Here is a 16,070-nt window from a genome sequence, read left to right as displayed (position 1 = left end):
ACGATGCCGTTTGTACCGCATACCGAGCAGGAGATCCGCGAGATGCTCGACGCCATCGGCGTCGAGCGGATCGAGGATCTCTTCGACGAAATCCCCGAATCGCTGCGTAAGGCGTCCATCGATGCCATCCCCGCCGGGATGAACGAGATGGAGGTGACGCAGCTTATGCGTCGCCGGGCCGCGCAGGACGTGCAGCCGGCCTGCTTCGTGGGCGCCGGCGCCTACGATCACCACGTTCCGGCGGCCGTCTGGGAGATCACCACCCGCGGTGAGTTCTACAGCGCTTACACGCCGTATCAGGCCGAGGCGTCGCAGGGCACCCTGCAGCTGCTCTACGAGTTCCAGACCATGATGTCGGAGCTCACCGGGCTGTACGCCTCCAACGCCTCGCTCTACGACGGCGCCACCGCGCTGGCCGAGGCGGTGCTCATGGCCGTGCGGGCCAACCGCAAGGCCAAGAGCAAGCGGGTACTGATGCCGCGCAGCGTGCATCCGTACTACCGGCGCGTGGTCGAGACCATTGTCGCCAACCAGGGCATCGAGCTGGTTGAGGCTCCCCTGGACGACACCGTCGGGCGCATCGATCCCGAGGCACTCGGCCGCTTCGAGGACGAACCCTTCGCCGCGGTGGTGGTCCCGCAGCCGAACTTCTTCGGCGCCCTCGAGGAGGTGGACCGCCTGACCGACTGGGCCCACGGTCTGAACGCCTTGGTCATTGCCGTGTGTAACCCGGTCGCTCTGGCGCTTTTGACCCCACCCGGCGAGTGGGGCAGCGAAGGCGCCGACATCGCCTGTGGCGAGGGGCAGCCGCTGGGCATCCCGCTGGCCTCCGGCGGCCCATACTTCGGCTACATGACCACGCGCAAGCAGCACGTGCGTCAACTGCCCGGCCGGATCGTCGGGCGAACGGTCGACGCCGACGGGCGAACCGGCTATACCTTGACATTGCAGGCCCGGGAGCAGCACATCCGCCGCTCCAAGGCGACGTCCAACATCTGCACCAACCAGGGGCTGATGGTCACCGCGGCCACCGTGCACCTGTCCCTGCTCGGTGCCGAGGGGCTCGCCCGCGTGGCGGCGGTCAGCCACGAGCGCACACGGGAGCTGGTACAGAAGCTGACAGCCATCGATGGAGTCGAGCGGCTCTTCGACGGCCCCTTCTTCCACGAGGTCCCGCTGCGGATCCCCGCGCCTGCCGAGGAGGTCCTGCCGACGCTCGCCCACCGCGGCGTACTCGGTGGCTACGACCTCAGTCAGGAATTCCCGGAGTGGGGTCCGGCGCTGCTCGTCTGCGCCACCGAGACCCGCACCTCCGAGGAGATCGACCGGTTCGCTGCGGCGCTGGCCGATGCCCTGCGCAACACCGGGCAGCGCGCCCGCGCCTGAGCCCCACAACCGCGCATCGTCGCGGAGGAGGTATCGCGCCATGGCCACCGTCACCCTCAAGGGCACCCCGTTCCGTACCTGCGGCGAGCTGCCGGGCACCGGCTCGGCAGCCCCGGATTTCCGGCTGGTTGACAGCGAGCTGCAGGATCACCGACTGGGCGACTTCGCCGGTCGGCGGCTGGTGCTCAACATCGTGCCGAGTCTCGACACCCCGGTGTGCAGCGCCTCGGCCAAGCGTTTCGATGAGCTGGCCCGCAGCCATGCGGAGGTCACCTTCGCCACCGTCTCCGCCGATCTGCCCTTTGCCCAGCAGCGCTTCTGTAGCGCGGAGGGCGTCGGCAACGTGGTGATGCTCTCGGCCATGCGCGATTCGGCCTTCGCCCGCGACTACGGCGTGCGCATCGAGGAGGGCCCCATGGAGGGCCTGTGCGCCCGGGCCGTGGTGATCATCGATGACGGCGGGCAGGTGGTGTACACGCAGCTCGTCCCCGAGATCGCCGAGGAACCCGACTACGACGACGTGCAGCGCGCCCTGTGATTATGACTGAGGAGTCCGAAGCTGTGCTCATCTATGACATCAGCCGTGAGGGCCGGCGTGCCTACGCCCAGGCCCCCAAGGAGGCGCCGGGGGCTGACAGCCTCCCGCGCCGTTTCCGCCGCCAGCGCCAGCCTCAACTGCCGCAGGTCTCGGAGCTGGAGACGGTGCGTCACTACACCCGGCTGTCGCAGAAGAATTTCTCCATCGACACCCATTTTTACCCGCTGGGCTCCTGCACCATGAAGTACAACCCGCGGGGTGCCAACAACCTCGCGATGCTGCCCCAGTTCCTCGAGCGCCATCCGCTGGCGCCCGACGAGACGGGGCAGGGCTTCCTGGCCTGCATCCACGAGCTCCAGCAGGATCTGGCCGTCGTCACCGGCATGCAGGATGTCACGCTGTCGGTGATGGCCGGCGCCCAGGGCGAGTTCGCCGGTGTGGCCATGATCCGCGCCTACCACGACGCACGCGGCGACGACGGGCGCACCGAGATCCTGGTGCCCGATGCGGCCCACGGCACCAATCCGGCCACTGCCACCATGTGCGGCTACAAGGTGCGCGAGATCCCCACCGGTGCCGACGGGGACGTCGACATGGAGGCGTTCAAGGCGGCCGTCGGACCGCAGACCGCCGGGATCATGCTCACCAACCCGTCGACCGTGGGGGTCTTCGAGCGGCGCATCGAGGAGATCGCCATGACCGTCCACGAGGCCGGCGGCCTGCTCTACTACGACGGCGCCAACCTCAACGCCATCCTCGGCAAGGCGCGGCCCGGGGACATGGGCTTCGACGTCATCCACATGAACCTGCACAAGACGTTCTCCACGCCCCACGGCGGCGGGGGACCGGGTGCCGGTGCGGTGGGCGTCAGCGAGCGCCTGCTACCCTACCTACCCATCCCCCGGGTCACCCGGGAGGGCGATCACTACCGCTGGCTCACCGAGACGGACTGCCCGAGTTCCATCGGCCGGCTGTGCACCTTCAACGGCAACTCCGGGGTGCTGCTGCGCGCGTACGCCTACATGCGCATGCTCGGCCGCGAGGGCATGCCCCGGGTGGCCGAGTACTCGACGCTCAACGCCAACTACCTGATGACCCGGCTGCGCGAGGCCGGCTTCACCGTGGCCTACCCGGAGCGCCGGGCCAGCCACGAGTTCATCGTCAGCCTCAAGCACGAGGCCAAGGAGCTCGGCGCCAACGTCATGGACTTCGCCAAGCGCCTGCTCGATCTCGGCTACCATGCGCCGACCACCTACTTCCCCCTGTTGGTGCCCGAGGCGTTGCTCATCGAGCCGACCGAGACCGAGTCCAAGCGCGAGCTCGACGGCTTCGTCGACGCCATGGTGCGCATCCGCGAGGAGGCGCGCGAGAACATCGACATGGTCAAGGGCGCTCCGTACCGCCTGCCCGTGCGCCGGCTCGACGACGTCAAGGCCGCGCGTGAGCTCGATCTGCGCTGGGAAGGCTAACGAACACCCACGACAAGGAGGATTCAATGTCCGCCATTATCAGCGGCTCTGTCGCTTTCGACACCATCATGGTGTTCCACGACCGCTTCCGGAACCACATCCTGCCGGAGCAGGTCCACATCCTGAACGTCTCGTTCCTGGTGCCGCAGCTGCGCCGCGAATACGGCGGCTGCGCCGGCAACATCGCCTACAACCTGAAGATGCTCGGTGAGGAGCCGCTCACCCTGGCCACCGTCGGCGCCGACATCGGCAGCTACGCCGACTGGATGACAAGCCACGGCATCGAGCAGCGCTATATCAGCACGCTCAACGAGCACTACACTGCCCAGGCCTACATCACCACCGACATGGACGACAACCAGATCACGGCGTTCCACCCGGGCGCCATGGGCGACGCCCACAAGGTTGACGTCCCCACCGACGCCGGCGGCAAGGTCGGGGTGGTCGCCCCCAACGGCCCGGAGGGCATGGTCAAGCACGCCCGGCAGTTCGTCGACGCCGGTATCCCGTTCATCTTCGACCCGGGCCAGGCCATGCCGGCGTTCGACGGTGATCAGCTGCGTGAGTTCGTCGAGGGCGCCACCTGGGTGGCGGTCAACGACTACGAGTCGCGCCTGCTCACCGAGAAGACCCACATGGAGCTCGAGGACATCGCGAACAAGGTCGAGGCGCTGATCGTGACCCGCGGCGCCGAGGGCTCCCACATCTACACCAACGGCCAGATCATCCACGTGCCGGCGGCACCGATCAGCCAGGTCGCCGACCCCACGGGTTGCGGCGACGCCTTCCGGGCCGGGCTGCTCTTCGGCCTGCTGCGCGATCTGGACTGGGAGACCACCGGCCGTATCGCCTCGCTGATGGGCGCGATCAAGGTCGAGCAGAGCGGTACGCAGAACCACTCCATCGACGCCGATAGCTTCAAGAGCCGCTACGAGTCGGCCTTCGGCACCCGCCTCGACGTGGCCATCGGCCGCTGAGGCGACCCCTTTCGACGGTATCTGATGGCCCCCGCCAGGCGGCGGGGGCCATCGGTCAACGGTTGCCGGAGCCGTCCCGTGCCCAGCAGCGGACGCTACAGCATTGATCCCGCCACAGGGCTCCTGCACCCGGCCCGCCACTGCCCTTCACCGAATCACGGCCCCCGCCCGCCTGGCTGCGTCGTCGACCTGCTAGTCCTCCACGCCATCAGCCTGCCCCCCGGGGAGTTCGGCGGCGGCTGGATCGACGAGCTGTTCACCAACCAGCTCGACCCGGCGGCTCACCCCACCTTTGAGTCGATCGCCGATCTGCGCGTCTCTGCCCACCTGCTCATCGACCGCCAAGGCAATGTCACGCAGTACGTACCGTTCCACCGCCGCGCGTGGCACGCCGGCCGCTCGTCGTTCCGGGGACGCCCCGAGTGCAACGACTTCTCGGTGGGGATCGAGCTCGAGGGCGACGAGCGCACTCCGTTCACGGAGGCTCAGTACGTGACGCTGCTCCCGGTGGTACAGACGCTGCGGGCCCGCTACCCGGCGATCAAGCCGGATCGCATCGCCGGCCACAGCGATATCGCCCCGGGACGCAAGACGGACCCGGGGCCGGCCTTCGACTGGCAGCGACTGCTCAAGGCGCTCTGAGCGGCCGCTCAGGCGTGCTCGGGACACTTGAGGCTATGCACCGCCTCGCTGCCGTCATCGATCCGCACGGCCGTCAGCGTATTGCCCCACTGGCAGCCCGTGTCGATGCTCAGCACCCCGTGGTCATTGTGGAAGCCAAGCAGCGACCAATGCCCGGTCACCAGCTTCACCGGATCCGGCGAGGCGCGCAGCCTCCTCCGGGCGACAAACCATGGGTAGTGCCCCTCTGGGGCACGGTCGGGTCGACCCTTCTCGCGCAGCAGCAGCCGACCCTGACCGTCGACGAAGCGCATGCGCATGAAGGCGTTGGTGATGAAGCGCAGCCGGTCGTAGCCCTCGAGCTCGTCGGACCACTCGATGGGCCGGTTGCCGTAGATGTTGTCCATCAGGTCGTCGAGGGGGATGTCGCCGCGCAGGGCCCGCTCCAGCTCGTGGGCGCGCAGCTTCGCCTCGGCCACGCTCCAGGCCGGCGGCAGGCCGGCGTGGGCCATGGCGTAGCCCAGGCTCTCGTCGACGTGCATCAGCGGCCGGCGCCGCAGCCACTCGATCAGCTCATCGACGTCCGGGGCATCCAAGGTGCCGCGCAGGGTATCGGCGTTCTTCAGCCGGCCGTGGCCACTCCAGACCGACATCAGGTGGATGTCGTGGTTGCCGAGGACGGTGATCGCCCGATCGCCGAGCTCGTTGCGCACCAAGCGCAGCACACCGAGCGAGTCCGGGCCACGGTTGACCAGATCGCCCACGAACCAGATCGTGTCCTGCGCCGGATCGAAGCGGATCTGCTCCAGTAGTCGCTTGAGCGGGTCGCAGCATCCCTGAATGTCACCGATCGCGTACGTGGCCAATGGCAGCCTCCTTCCTCTGCATGACGCCTACGGGATCTCGGCGGGTCAGGGTCTCACGTCCCGGCGGCGGCCTGCAGCTTTTTCTCCAGGGCCTCGAGCAGGGCCCGGTGGGCCTGGACGAAGGCATCGATTCCCTCGCGCTCAAGTTCTGCGAGGACACCGTCGAGGTCGATGCCCTGCGCCCGCAGCTCGTCGAGCACCGCGGGCGCCTGCTCGAGCCGCTCGGTGATCCGCTCCTGCGGCTGGCCGTCCCGGCGGTATGCCTCGTAGGTGGCCGGCGGCAAGGTGGTGACGGTCTCCGGGCCGGCAAGCGCCTCGACATAGTAGGTCTCCGGGTAGCGCTCGCCCTTGACCCCGGTGCTAGCCCAGAGCAGCCGCTGGGGCCGCGCTCCGGCCTCGGCCAGGGCGGCGAAGCCGGCGCCGTGGAAGATCTCCCGATAGACCGAGTAGGCGGTCCGCGCGTTAGCGATGGCCGCCTGCCCGGGCGGCACGGGCGCCGACGCATCGTCCGACAACAGCGGATCGATCTTGGCGTCGAGGCGGCTGATGAACAGGCTCGCCACCGACGCCGGCGCGGCGACCGGATCCCCGGCCTGACGGCGCCGCTCAAGGGCGCGCACGTACGCATCGGCCACCTGCCGGTAGCGCTCGACCCCGAAGATCAGGGTCACGTTCACCGGTATGCCCCGGACCGTCAGCTCCTCGAAGGCCTCCACGCCGGCCGAGGTGGCGGGGACTTTGATCATGACGTTGGGCTCGCCGGCCTCGGCGGAGAGGCGCAGAGCCTCCGTGACTGTGCCGCGCGCATCCCCGGCCAGATCCGGTGACACCTCCATACTGACGTAGCCGTCGACGCCGTCGCTGGCCTCATAAACCCGACGCAGGACCCGCGCCGCGGCGCGGATGTCGTCCATGGCCAGCGCCTCGAAGACCGCTTCCGGGTCACGGCCGACCTGCCCGATCGCCTCGGTGATGGCCTGGTCGTAGGCGTCGGTGCCACCGATCGCCTTCTGGAAGATGGCCGGATTGGTGGTCACGCCGCTCAGCCCGTCCTCCCGGACCAGGCGCTCCAGCTCCTCCGGCAGCATGCCGCGATGGATGTTGTCGTACCAGACGCTCTGCCCGACGCCGGCCAGCCCTCGAAGCGGATTGTCCGTCATGACCCCTCTCAATGCCTTAGTTTATCTGATGGTTGGATCAGTATAACGAGGGGGTCCGGGGACGGAAACCGCGGAACGGCCGGCACCCGCCGCCCTCACGATGGGCCCCGCTAGCCGCTATAATGAGCGGTTTATCACCCATCCGTGGAGAGGCTCATGCCTACGCGATCCCGGACGGCGGCGCTGGTGCTGCTCGCCCTGCTGATCCTCGCCGGTGGCTGCGGCCAGAAGGCCGATCTCTACCTCCCCGACGAAAGCGGCGAAGAGGACCCGTCATGACGCACCCCGGCTTCACCCGACACGATGACCGCCTGTGGGTGGAATCACTGCCCCTCGACGAGGTGGCCGAGCGTTACGGCACCCCCTGTTACGTCTACTCCCGCGCCGCTATCGAGGCGCGCTGGAATCGCTACCGCACCGCCCTCGGCAGCGATGCCGATATCTGCTACGCAGTCAAGGCCAACGGCAACCTCGGCCTGCTCAATCTGCTCGCCCGCCACGGCGCCGGCTTCGACATCGTCTCGGGCGGCGAACTGGAACGGGTCCTGCGCGCCGGCGGGGAAGCCGCGCGGGTGGTCTTCTCCGGCGTTGGCAAGGGCACCGACGAGATCCGCCGCGCGCTGCGCGCCGGCATCCGCTGCTTCAACGTGGAGTCCGCCGCCGAGCTCGAACGCATCGCCGGCGTCGCGGAGGCCGAGGGCACCCCGGCGCCGGTGGCCCTGCGGGTCAACCCCGACGTCAACCCCGAGACCCACCCCTACATCGCCACCGGACTGGCACAGAGCAAGTTCGGGATCGCCCTCGACGAGGCCGAAGCCCTCTATCGGCAGGCGGCCGACGACCCACGCCTGCAGGTACGCGGCATCGCCTGCCACATCGGCTCGCAACTGCTCTCGGTGGCTCCCCTGACCGAGGCCGCCGAGCGGCTGGCGGCACTGGCGCGCCGTCTGCAGGAGCAGGGGATCGTCCTGGACCACGTCGACGCCGGCGGGGGGCTCGGGGTGCACTACGTCGATGAGCGGCCACCGAGCCCGGCGGAGCACATCGAGGCCGTCACGGCGCCGCTGCGGGATCTCGGGGTAGCGGTTCTGGTCGAGCCGGGCCGGGCCATCGTCGCCGAGGCCGGCGTCCTGGTCACGCGCATCGAGTATCTCAAACAAAACGGAGGCAGGGAGTTCGCCATCGTCGACGCCGGCATGAACGACTACCTGCGCCCGGCGCTCTACGACGCCGCCCACACCGTCGAGTCCATCGCCCCGACGAGCGCGCACTGCCGCCCGGTGGATGTGGTCGGACCGGTGTGCGAGTCCGCAGATACCTTCGCCCGCGATTGCCCGCTGCCGGCCGCCGCCGGCGGTCTGCTGGCCATCCGCAGCGCCGGCGCCTACGGCGCCGTCATGGCTTCAGCGTATAACGCCCGGCCTCGGCCGCCGGAGGTACTCGTCGACGGTCCCCGGAGCCACCTGATCCGCCGCCGTGAGACCCTCGACGAGCTGATGACCGGGGAAGCGTCTCTACCGGAGGACTGAAGCCGTGCGCTTTACCAAGATGGAGGCGCTGGGCAACGACTTCGTCGTCCTCGACGGCGTCCGCCAGCGCCTGGAGCTGACCACCGAGACCATCCGCAGCCTGGCCGACCGCCGGCTCGGCGTCGGCTGTGACCAGCTGCTGGTCGCCGAGCCGCCGGCGCACGTCGCCGCCGACGTCCGCTACCGGATCTTCAACGCCGACGGCGGCGAGGTCGAGCATTGCGGCAATGGCGTCCGCTGTCTGGCCCGCTTCCTAATCGACGAGGGGCTGGCCGCGCCGGGGGTGCTGCGGATCGAGACGGACGGCCGGATCACCGAGGCGGAGCCCCGCGACGACGGCCAGGTGAGCGTCGACATGGGTCCACCGGAACTCGAGCCCGCACGGATCCCGTTCCAGGCGCCGGTGAGGCAGGAGGCGTACCGGCTGGCCACTAGCAGCGGTGAGCGGACCATCGGTGCGGTCTCGTTGGGCAACCCGCACGCCGTCCTCCGCGTCGACGACGTCGACACCGCCGCCGTGGCCGAGCTTGGGGCCGAAATCGAGCGGCACGCGCGCTTCCCGCGGCGGGTCAACGTCGGCTTCATGGAGGTCTGCAGCCGCGATCGGATCCGTCTGCGTGTCTTCGAGCGCGGCGTCGGCGAGACGCCGGCCTGCGGCACCGGGGCGTGTGCCGCCGTGGTCGCCGGCCGCCTGCGCGACTGGCTCGACACCACGGTGACCGTGGAGCTGACCGGCGGAGTGCTCGTGATACACTGGCGCGGTCCCGGGCGCTCGGTGTGGATGACCGGCCCGGCACGCACCGTTTTCCGCGGCGAGATCGAGCTACCCGCCTCCGCCGCGGTGACGCCCCGGGGACCGACCCGCTAAGCAAGCAGGACGAACGGTGTGACAGAGAGCGCGAAGCGTGAAGAGGCCCCGCTGCTCGACGAGGCCGAGGTGGCCGCCTACCTGGTCGAACACCCCGACCTGCTGCACCGCCACCCCGAGGTTCTCGCGCGGCTCGAACTCCGCCACGACTGCGGCGATGCCACCTCGCTGATCGAACACCAGGTCCGGGTCCTGCGCGAGGAGAGTGCGGGGCTGCGCCGGCGTCTCGACGACATGGTCCGGGTGGCCCGGCAGAACGAGGGAACCGCCGAACGGCTCCACGAGCTGACCCTGGACCTGTTCGCCGCCGACGACCTGCAGGCGGCGGTCGAGGCCCTGCGTGCCGGACTGCGCGAGGGTTTCCAGGCCGATGCCGTCGGTCTGCTGCTCATCGCCCCGGAGCAGGGCAGTGCCGCGGCGCGCGAGCCCCTCCCCGAGTTGCTCGGCGACGGCGACCCGACGCTGACCTGCTTCAGGCCCCTGCTCGAGCGCGGCCGCCCCAGCTGCGGGGCACCCACCGACGCCCAGGCCCGGACCATCTTTCCGGACACCGAGACAACCGTGGCCAGTGCCGCACTGGTACCGATGATCGACGAGCGTGCCGTGGGCGTGCTCGGCATCGGCAGCAGCGATCCCCAGCGCTACCACCCGGGCCAGGGCACGGTCTTCCTGCGCCGGCTCGGTACCACCGCGGCGCGCGTATTCGACCGGCTCCTGCACCGGGGGTAGCCTTGGACCTTAGCTGGCTGGAGCGGTTCGACCGCCACCTGGCCACGGAGCGCCGCCTGGCTGAACCGACACGGCAGCGCTACCGCCAGGATCTGGAGGCCTTCGCCGCCTATTGCGCCGAGCAGGACCTCTCCAGCTGGTCCGCCGTGAATCACGACGTGGTCCGTGCCTGGGTCGCCCGCGGCCGCCGTCGCGGCCTGGCCGGCCGCACCCTAGGCCGGCAGCTGGCCGCGCTGCGCAGCTTCTATCGCTTCCTGATCCGGGAAGGGGCGGCCGCCGCGGACCCGGCCGCCGAGGTGCGTCCGCCACAGACCCCGCGGCGCCTGCCCGGCACCCTCGACCCGGACGAGGCGGCCGGACTGCTCGACGGCGCCGACTTCGAGCACCCGCTCCAGGCCCGCGACGCCGCGCTCTACGAGCTCATCTACTCCAGCGGGCTGCGCCTCTCCGAGGTGGTCGGGCTGAACGTGATGGACATCGACCGGCGCGACGGGCTGGTCCGCGTGCTGCGCGGCAAGGGCGCCAAGGACCGGGTGGTGCCGGTCGGACGCCAAGCCCTGCGAGCCCTCGACGCCTGGCTCCGCCACCGACCGGCTTGGGCGGACGCCGAGGAGACCGCCGTGTTCGTCGGCCGCCACGGTGCGCGGCTGGGTCCGCGCACCGTGCAGCGCCGGCTCCAGCGCCTGGCCCGACTGCGCGGGGTCCAACGGCGGGTCCACCCGCACATGCTCCGCCACTCCTTCGCCACACACATGCTCGAGTCCAGCGGCGACCTGCGCGCCGTCCAGGAGCTGCTCGGGCACGCCGACATCTCCACCACCCAGATCTACACGCACCTCGACTTCCAGCACCTGGCCCAGGTCTACGACCGCGCCCACCCCCGGGCCCGGCGGCGCCGGGACCCGGATCCGGAGTGAACCGCGGGCTCGGTGCCACGGCAGCGTCGACCCGCGGGCGATGCTCTCGGGTACAATGAGCGGCGCGAACACTCAGGAGGCCGATCTTGGAAACACTGCACGGCACCACCATCCTCGCCGTCCGCCGCGAGGGGCAGGTCGCCCTCGGCGGCGACGGACAGGTCACCCTCGGGCACACGGTGCTCAAGGGCAACGCGCGCAAGGTCCGCCGGCTCTACCACGGCCGGGTTCTGGCCGGTTTTGCCGGCGCCACGGCGGACGCATTCACACTGTTCGAGCGCTTCGAGGCGCAGCTTGAGAAGCACCACGGGCAACTGGCCCGCTCCGCCGTCGAGCTGGCCAAGGAGTGGCGCTCGGACCGCGTCCTGCGCCGCCTGGAGGCCCTGCTCGTGGTCGCCAACACCGAATCCCTACTGACGCTCTCCGGTACCGGCGACGTCATCGAGCCGGAGCACGACCTGATGGCCGTCGGCTCCGGCGGTCCCTACGCCCAGGCCGCCGGCCGGGCCCTGCTCGAGTCCACCGAATTGCCCGCGGCCCAGATCACCCAGCGGGCGCTGGAGATCGCCGGCGATATCTGCGTCTATACCAACCGCCACATCACCGTGGAGACGCTGCCCGAGACCCGTGAGGAGTCGTAACGACATGTCGGAAGCCACGATGACCCCGCGCGAGATCGTCCAGGAGCTGGACAAGCACATCGTCGGCCAGGGCGAGGCGAAGCGCGCCGTGGCCATCGCCCTGCGCAATCGCTGGCGGCGCATGCAGGTCGACGAGCCGCTGCGCAGCGAGATCACCCCCAAGAACATCCTCATGATCGGCCCCACTGGCGTCGGCAAGACCGAGATCGCCCGCCGGCTGGCACGGTTGGCGCGGGCGCCGTTCATCAAGATCGAGGCGACCAAGTTCACCGAGGTCGGCTACGTCGGCCGCGACGTCGAGTCGATCATCCGCGACCTCACCGACCTGGCCCTGAAGCTGGTTCGCGAAGAGGCCATGGCCGAGATGCGCCACAAGGCCGATCGGGCCGTTGAGGACCGCCTGCTCGACACCCTGCTGCCCGGGCCCAGCGGCGGCGGACCCGAGGACGTAGAGAACCGCACCCGGGAGAAGTTCCGGCAGAAGCTGCGCAACGGCGAACTCGACGACCGCGAGATCGAGGTCGAGGTCCAGGCCAGCGGGCCCGGCGTGGACATCATGGCTCCGCCGGGGATGGAGGAGATGTCCAACCAGCTCCAGGGGCTGTTCCGCAACATGGGCCAGGAGCGGACCCAGCGGCGCAAGCTAACCGTCGCCGAGGCCAAACGGGTGCTGCGGGACGAGGAAGCCGCCAAACTGGTCAACGAGGAAGAGGTCAAGGCCGAGGCCGTCAAGCGGGTCGAGGAGCAGGGCATCGTCTTCCTCGATGAGGTCGACAAGGTCACCAAGCGTGCCGAGCAGAGCGGCGGCGGGGACGTCTCCCGCGAGGGCGTCCAGCGCGACCTGCTGCCGCTGGTCGAGGGCGCCACGGTCTCCACCAAGCACGGCATGGTGCGTACCGACCATATCCTGTTCATCGCCTCCGGCGCCTTCCACGTTGCCAAGCCCTCGGATCTGATCCCAGAGCTCCAGGGGCGCCTGCCCATCCGCGTTGAACTGGAGGCCCTGGGCACCGAAGAGTTCGTGCGCATCCTCACCGAGCCGAGCAGCTCGCTGGTGGCGCAGTACCGGGCCCTGATGGCCGCCGAGGGATTGACCCTGGAATTCACCGACGACGGCGTGCGCCGCATCGCCGAGATCGCCCGTCAGGTCAACGAGCGAACCGAGAACATCGGCGCCCGGCGCCTGCACACCGTGATGGAACGCCTGCTCGAGCAGCTCTCCTACGAGGCGGCGGACCACAGCGGCCAGACCCGCACCGTCGATGCGGCCTATGTGGAAGAGCACCTGGCCGGCCTGGCCGAGGACGAGGACCTGAGTCGGTACATCCTGTGACCGGCCCATCCGAGACAACCCGCAGGGGCGGGTAGGGGGAGGACAGCGTGAGCGACGACAAGACCACCCACTTCGGCTACCGCGAGGTCCCGCTGGAGGAGAAGGCCAAGCGGGTCGGCTCGGTTTTCGATTCGGTGGCGGACCGCTACGACTTCATGAACGACCTGATGTCCGGTGGCCTGCACCGCATCTGGAAACGCCAGACCATCGGCCAGACCGTGCTGCGCCCGGGCCACGAGGTTCTGGACATCGCTTCGGGCACCGGCGATCTGGCCAGCCTGGCGCTGCCCCGCGTTGGCCCCGAAGGCCGGGTGGTGATGAGCGACATCAACCTCTCCATGCTCGCCCGGGGGCGGGACCGCATGATCGACGAGGGCGTCGGCGAACAGGCTGCTTGCGTCCTTGCCGACGCCGAGGAACTGCCCTTTCCCGACGCCTCCTTCGATCGGGTGACCATCGGTTTCGGTCTGCGCAACGTCACCCGCAAGGAAAACGCCCTGGCCGAGATGCGCCGCGTGCTACGCCCCGGTGGACGGGCTGTGATCCTCGAGTTCTCCCACGTGTACGTCTCGGCACTGCGACCACTCTACGACCTCTACTCCTTCCGCATCATGCCGATGATGGGCAAGCTGGTGGTCAACGATGCGGAGAGCTACCGCTACCTGGCCGAGTCGATCCGCATGCACCCCGAGGCCCCGGTGCTCAAGGGCATGATGGAGGAGGCCGGCTTCGAGGACTGCGACTACACCCTGCTCACCGCCGGTGTGGCTGCCATCCACACCGGCTGGGTCTACTGAAGACGCCGATGCCATGCTCGACGCCCTGATCAACCGCTGGATCCACCTGGATCCCGACGCCGCCGAGCTGCTCGCCCCGCTGCTCGGCCGGCGGGTGCGTCTGAGCGTGGAGGGATTCCCGCACTTGGTGGTGCGCTTCCGCGAATCGGGTGTCGTGCTCTGCGGCAGCGGGGCCGACGCCGACGAGGAGACCGACGCCGAGATCATCGCCAGCCGCGAGGCACTGACGGCGCTACTGAGTCAGGGCAGCGACGCCGTGGGACGACTGCGCATCCGCGGTGAGGTGGCGGTGGTCGAGCACCTGCGCAACCTGTTCAGCGGCCTGCGCCCGGACTGGGAGGAACCGCTGGCGCGCCTGCTCGGCGACCCATTGGCACAGTGGAGCGCCGACACCCTGCGCAACGCAGGCCGCTGGCTCAACGACAGCGCGCAGCAGAGCGCCACCGACCTCGGCGAGTGGCTGGCCGAGGAGTCCGGCCTAGTGCCGGAGCCCGAGCGCGCCCGCGCCTTCCTGGAAGACGTGGACCGCCTGCGCGCTGACACCGACCGCCTCGCCGCACGCATCCAGCGGCTGGAACGAGGGCGCTGATGATCGGACCGCGTCGCCTGTTGCGCCTGACCCGGATCCAGCTGGTGATGCTCCGCAACGGCGTCGACGACGTCGTGTTGGCGGCCCCCATCTTCCGCCCGCTGCGCTTTCTGGTCATCTTCATGCCCTGGCGCTGGGTACGGCGCAAGGTCCCCCGCGGGGTGCGCGTCCGGCGTGCCCTGGAGGAGCTGGGACCGATCTTCGTCAAGCTCGGGCAGATCCTGTCGACGCGCCAGGACTTGCTCCCGGCCGACGTTGCCCGTGAGCTGGCGCGGCTACAGGACCGGGTGCCGCCGTTCCCCCACGAGGACGCCCGGCGCATCGTCGAGCGGACCTACGGTTGCCCCATCCAGGACGTCTTCGCCCACTTCGAGGACACCCCCATCGCCTCGGCCTCTATCGCCCAGGTCCACGGCGCGCAGCTGCACGACGGCAGCGAGGTGGTGGTCAAGGTGGTACGCCCGGGCATCCCGGCGGTCATCCGCCGCGACCTGGACCTGCTACATACCGCCGCCGCCCTGGCCGAGCGCTACGTACCCGACGCACGACGTCTGCACCCGGTGGACGTCATCCGCGAGTTCGAGAAGAACCTCTACGACGAGCTCGACCTCATGCGCGAGGCGGCCAACGCCTCGCAGCTGCGGCGCAACTTCGAGAACTCGGAGCTGCTCTACGTGCCAGCCGTCTACTGGCGCTACACCGGGCGCAACGTAATGGTCATGGAGCGGGTGCACGGGTTGCCGATCAGCGACATCGAGGCCCTCAAGGCCCACGGCATCGACCTCAAGAAGCTCGCCGAGCGCGGCACCGAGATCTTCTTTACCCAGGTCTTCCGCGACAGCTTCTTCCACGCGGACATGCACCCGGGCAACATCTTCGTCGACCCCACGCGGCCCACCGAGCCGCGTTACATCGCGATCGACTTCGGCATCATGGGTTCGCTGGCACCGACGGACCACCACTACCTGGCCGGTAATTTCATGGCCTTCTTCAACCGGGACTACCGGCGGGTGGCCGAATTGCACGTCGAGTCGGGATGGGTCCCGGCGGGTACCCGGGTCGAGGAGTTCGAGGCCGCCATCCGTACCGTCTGCGAACCGGCCTTCGCCCGCCCGCTGCACGAGATCTCCTTCGCCCAGCTGCTGCTGCGGCTGTTCCAGACCGGCCGGCGCTTCAACATGGAGGTGCAGCCGCAGCTGGTGCTGCTGCAGAAGACCCTGCTCAACATCGAGGGGCTGGGCCGCAACCTCTACCCCGATCTGGACCTGTGGACCACGGCCAAACCATTCCTGGAGCGCTGGATGCGCGAGGAGCTGGGCCCGGCGGCAGCGCTGCGCAACATCCGCAAACAGCTGCCGGAGTGGGGGGACAAGCTACCGGAGCTGCCCAACCGAATCGACCGCGGGCTGGACGACCTGGCCAGCATGCGCGCGGAACTCCACCGCCACTGCCAGGAGATGGAACAGCTGCGTCGGGAGGTCGACCGGGGCAACCGACGGGTCTACGCCGCCATCGCCGGGGCTGCGCTGATCATCGCCGCCGTGCTCAGCCACACCGGCGAGGGGACGCCCGAGGCCTGGGCCGATGTGCCCCCGGCCACCTGGGGCCTGGGCGGACTGGGGCTGATGGCTTTGGTTCTGGCCCTGGCGG

At 69.4% G+C, this 16,070-nt stretch carries 17 protein-coding genes; 15 read left to right on the top strand and 2 right to left on the bottom strand.

Going from position 1 to position 16,070, the window contains the following annotated elements; all coding sequences use genetic code 11:
- The first annotated feature begins 3 nt into the window (after positions 1-3).
- The 5 genes from gcvPA to ampD all read left to right on the top strand — a co-directional run bounded on the left by gcvPA (position 4) and on the right by ampD (position 5,012).
- Positions 4-1,386: an aminomethyl-transferring glycine dehydrogenase subunit GcvPA gene (gene gcvPA / locus LRF89_RS02425; RefSeq protein ID WP_201170129.1), complete on the top strand. Its 1,383-nt coding sequence runs from the start codon at positions 4-6 to the stop codon at positions 1,384-1,386.
- A gap of 40 nt (positions 1,387-1,426) precedes the next feature.
- Positions 1,427-1,924, top strand: coding sequence for a thiol peroxidase (gene tpx, locus LRF89_RS02420; protein ID WP_201170130.1), 498 nt, complete (start codon positions 1,427-1,429; stop codon positions 1,922-1,924).
- A gap of 2 nt (positions 1,925-1,926) precedes the next feature.
- A complete protein-coding gene (gene gcvPB / locus LRF89_RS02415) occupies positions 1,927-3,393 on the top strand; it encodes an aminomethyl-transferring glycine dehydrogenase subunit GcvPB (protein ID WP_238636553.1) in 1,467 nt (488 codons plus the stop codon).
- A 26-nt stretch (positions 3,394-3,419) separates the two neighbouring features.
- Entirely contained in the window at positions 3,420-4,370 is a 951-nt protein-coding gene (locus LRF89_RS02410) for a carbohydrate kinase family protein (protein WP_201170132.1), read from the top strand.
- Between the two features lie 78 nt (positions 4,371-4,448).
- Complete coding sequence (ampD, locus tag LRF89_RS02405; protein WP_238633647.1) at positions 4,449-5,012, top strand: 1,6-anhydro-N-acetylmuramyl-L-alanine amidase AmpD; 564 nt, start codon at positions 4,449-4,451, stop codon at positions 5,010-5,012.
- An 8-nt stretch (positions 5,013-5,020) separates the two neighbouring features.
- On the opposite strand, the gene LRF89_RS02400 is transcribed toward ampD, so the two are convergent.
- Complete coding sequence (locus LRF89_RS02400; protein ID WP_201170136.1) at positions 5,021-5,857, bottom strand: symmetrical bis(5'-nucleosyl)-tetraphosphatase; 837 nt, start codon at positions 5,855-5,857, stop codon at positions 5,021-5,023.
- Between the two features lie 53 nt (positions 5,858-5,910).
- Complete coding sequence (gene tal, locus LRF89_RS02395; protein WP_201170139.1) at positions 5,911-7,017, bottom strand: transaldolase; 1,107 nt, start codon at positions 7,015-7,017, stop codon at positions 5,911-5,913.
- Between the two features lie 156 nt (positions 7,018-7,173).
- Between tal and lptM the strand changes: the two genes are divergently transcribed.
- The 10 genes from lptM to ubiB all read left to right on the top strand — a co-directional run.
- The gene (gene lptM, locus LRF89_RS02390; RefSeq protein WP_201170142.1) at positions 7,174-7,296 is read left to right on the top strand and encodes an LPS translocon maturation chaperone LptM; all 123 of its coding nucleotides are present in this window, start codon (positions 7,174-7,176) and stop codon (positions 7,294-7,296) included.
- On the top strand, positions 7,293-8,546 hold the full coding sequence (gene lysA / locus LRF89_RS02385; RefSeq protein ID WP_238636552.1) for a diaminopimelate decarboxylase: 1,254 nt from the start codon (positions 7,293-7,295) through the stop codon (positions 8,544-8,546). Before lptM ends, lysA begins: the two co-directional genes overlap by 4 nt.
- Before the next feature lie 19 nt (positions 8,547-8,565).
- Entirely contained in the window at positions 8,566-9,414 is an 849-nt protein-coding gene (dapF, locus tag LRF89_RS02380; RefSeq protein WP_207189768.1) for a diaminopimelate epimerase, read from the top strand.
- A gap of 18 nt (positions 9,415-9,432) precedes the next feature.
- A complete protein-coding gene (locus LRF89_RS02375) occupies positions 9,433-10,143 on the top strand; it encodes a DUF484 family protein (RefSeq protein WP_201170151.1) in 711 nt (236 codons plus the stop codon).
- 2 nt (positions 10,144-10,145) lie between these two features.
- A complete protein-coding gene (gene xerC / locus LRF89_RS02370) occupies positions 10,146-11,060 on the top strand; it encodes a tyrosine recombinase XerC (RefSeq protein WP_201170154.1) in 915 nt (304 codons plus the stop codon).
- A gap of 86 nt (positions 11,061-11,146) precedes the next feature.
- Positions 11,147-11,701, top strand: coding sequence for an ATP-dependent protease subunit HslV (hslV, locus tag LRF89_RS02365; RefSeq protein WP_201170157.1), 555 nt, complete (start codon positions 11,147-11,149; stop codon positions 11,699-11,701).
- Between the two features lie 4 nt (positions 11,702-11,705).
- Positions 11,706-13,034, top strand: a complete 1,329-nt coding sequence (hslU, locus tag LRF89_RS02360) for an ATP-dependent protease ATPase subunit HslU (protein WP_201170160.1) — start codon at positions 11,706-11,708, stop codon at positions 13,032-13,034.
- Positions 13,035-13,081: 47 nt separating this feature from the next.
- Positions 13,082-13,831 (top strand): ubiquinone/menaquinone biosynthesis methyltransferase, encoded by a 750-nt coding sequence (locus LRF89_RS02355; protein WP_201170163.1) that lies wholly within the window; start codon positions 13,082-13,084, stop codon positions 13,829-13,831.
- Positions 13,832-13,844: 13 nt separating this feature from the next.
- On the top strand, positions 13,845-14,420 hold the full coding sequence (locus LRF89_RS02350; RefSeq protein ID WP_238636550.1) for a ubiquinone biosynthesis accessory factor UbiJ: 576 nt from the start codon (positions 13,845-13,847) through the stop codon (positions 14,418-14,420).
- On the top strand, positions 14,420-16,070 hold a 1,651-nt coding region (ubiB, locus tag LRF89_RS02345; protein WP_238636548.1), incomplete at its 3' end, for a ubiquinone biosynthesis regulatory protein kinase UbiB. The genes LRF89_RS02350 and ubiB, both read left to right, overlap by 1 nt.

The sequence above is a fragment of the Halorhodospira sp. 9621 genome, assembly GCF_022228055.1.
In the GTDB taxonomy this organism is placed as follows: Bacteria; Pseudomonadota; Gammaproteobacteria; order Nitrococcales; family Halorhodospiraceae; genus Halorhodospira; species Halorhodospira halophila_A.
Note: the sequence above shows the minus strand (reverse complement) of the source record. Positions and strands in the feature narration are given on the sequence as shown.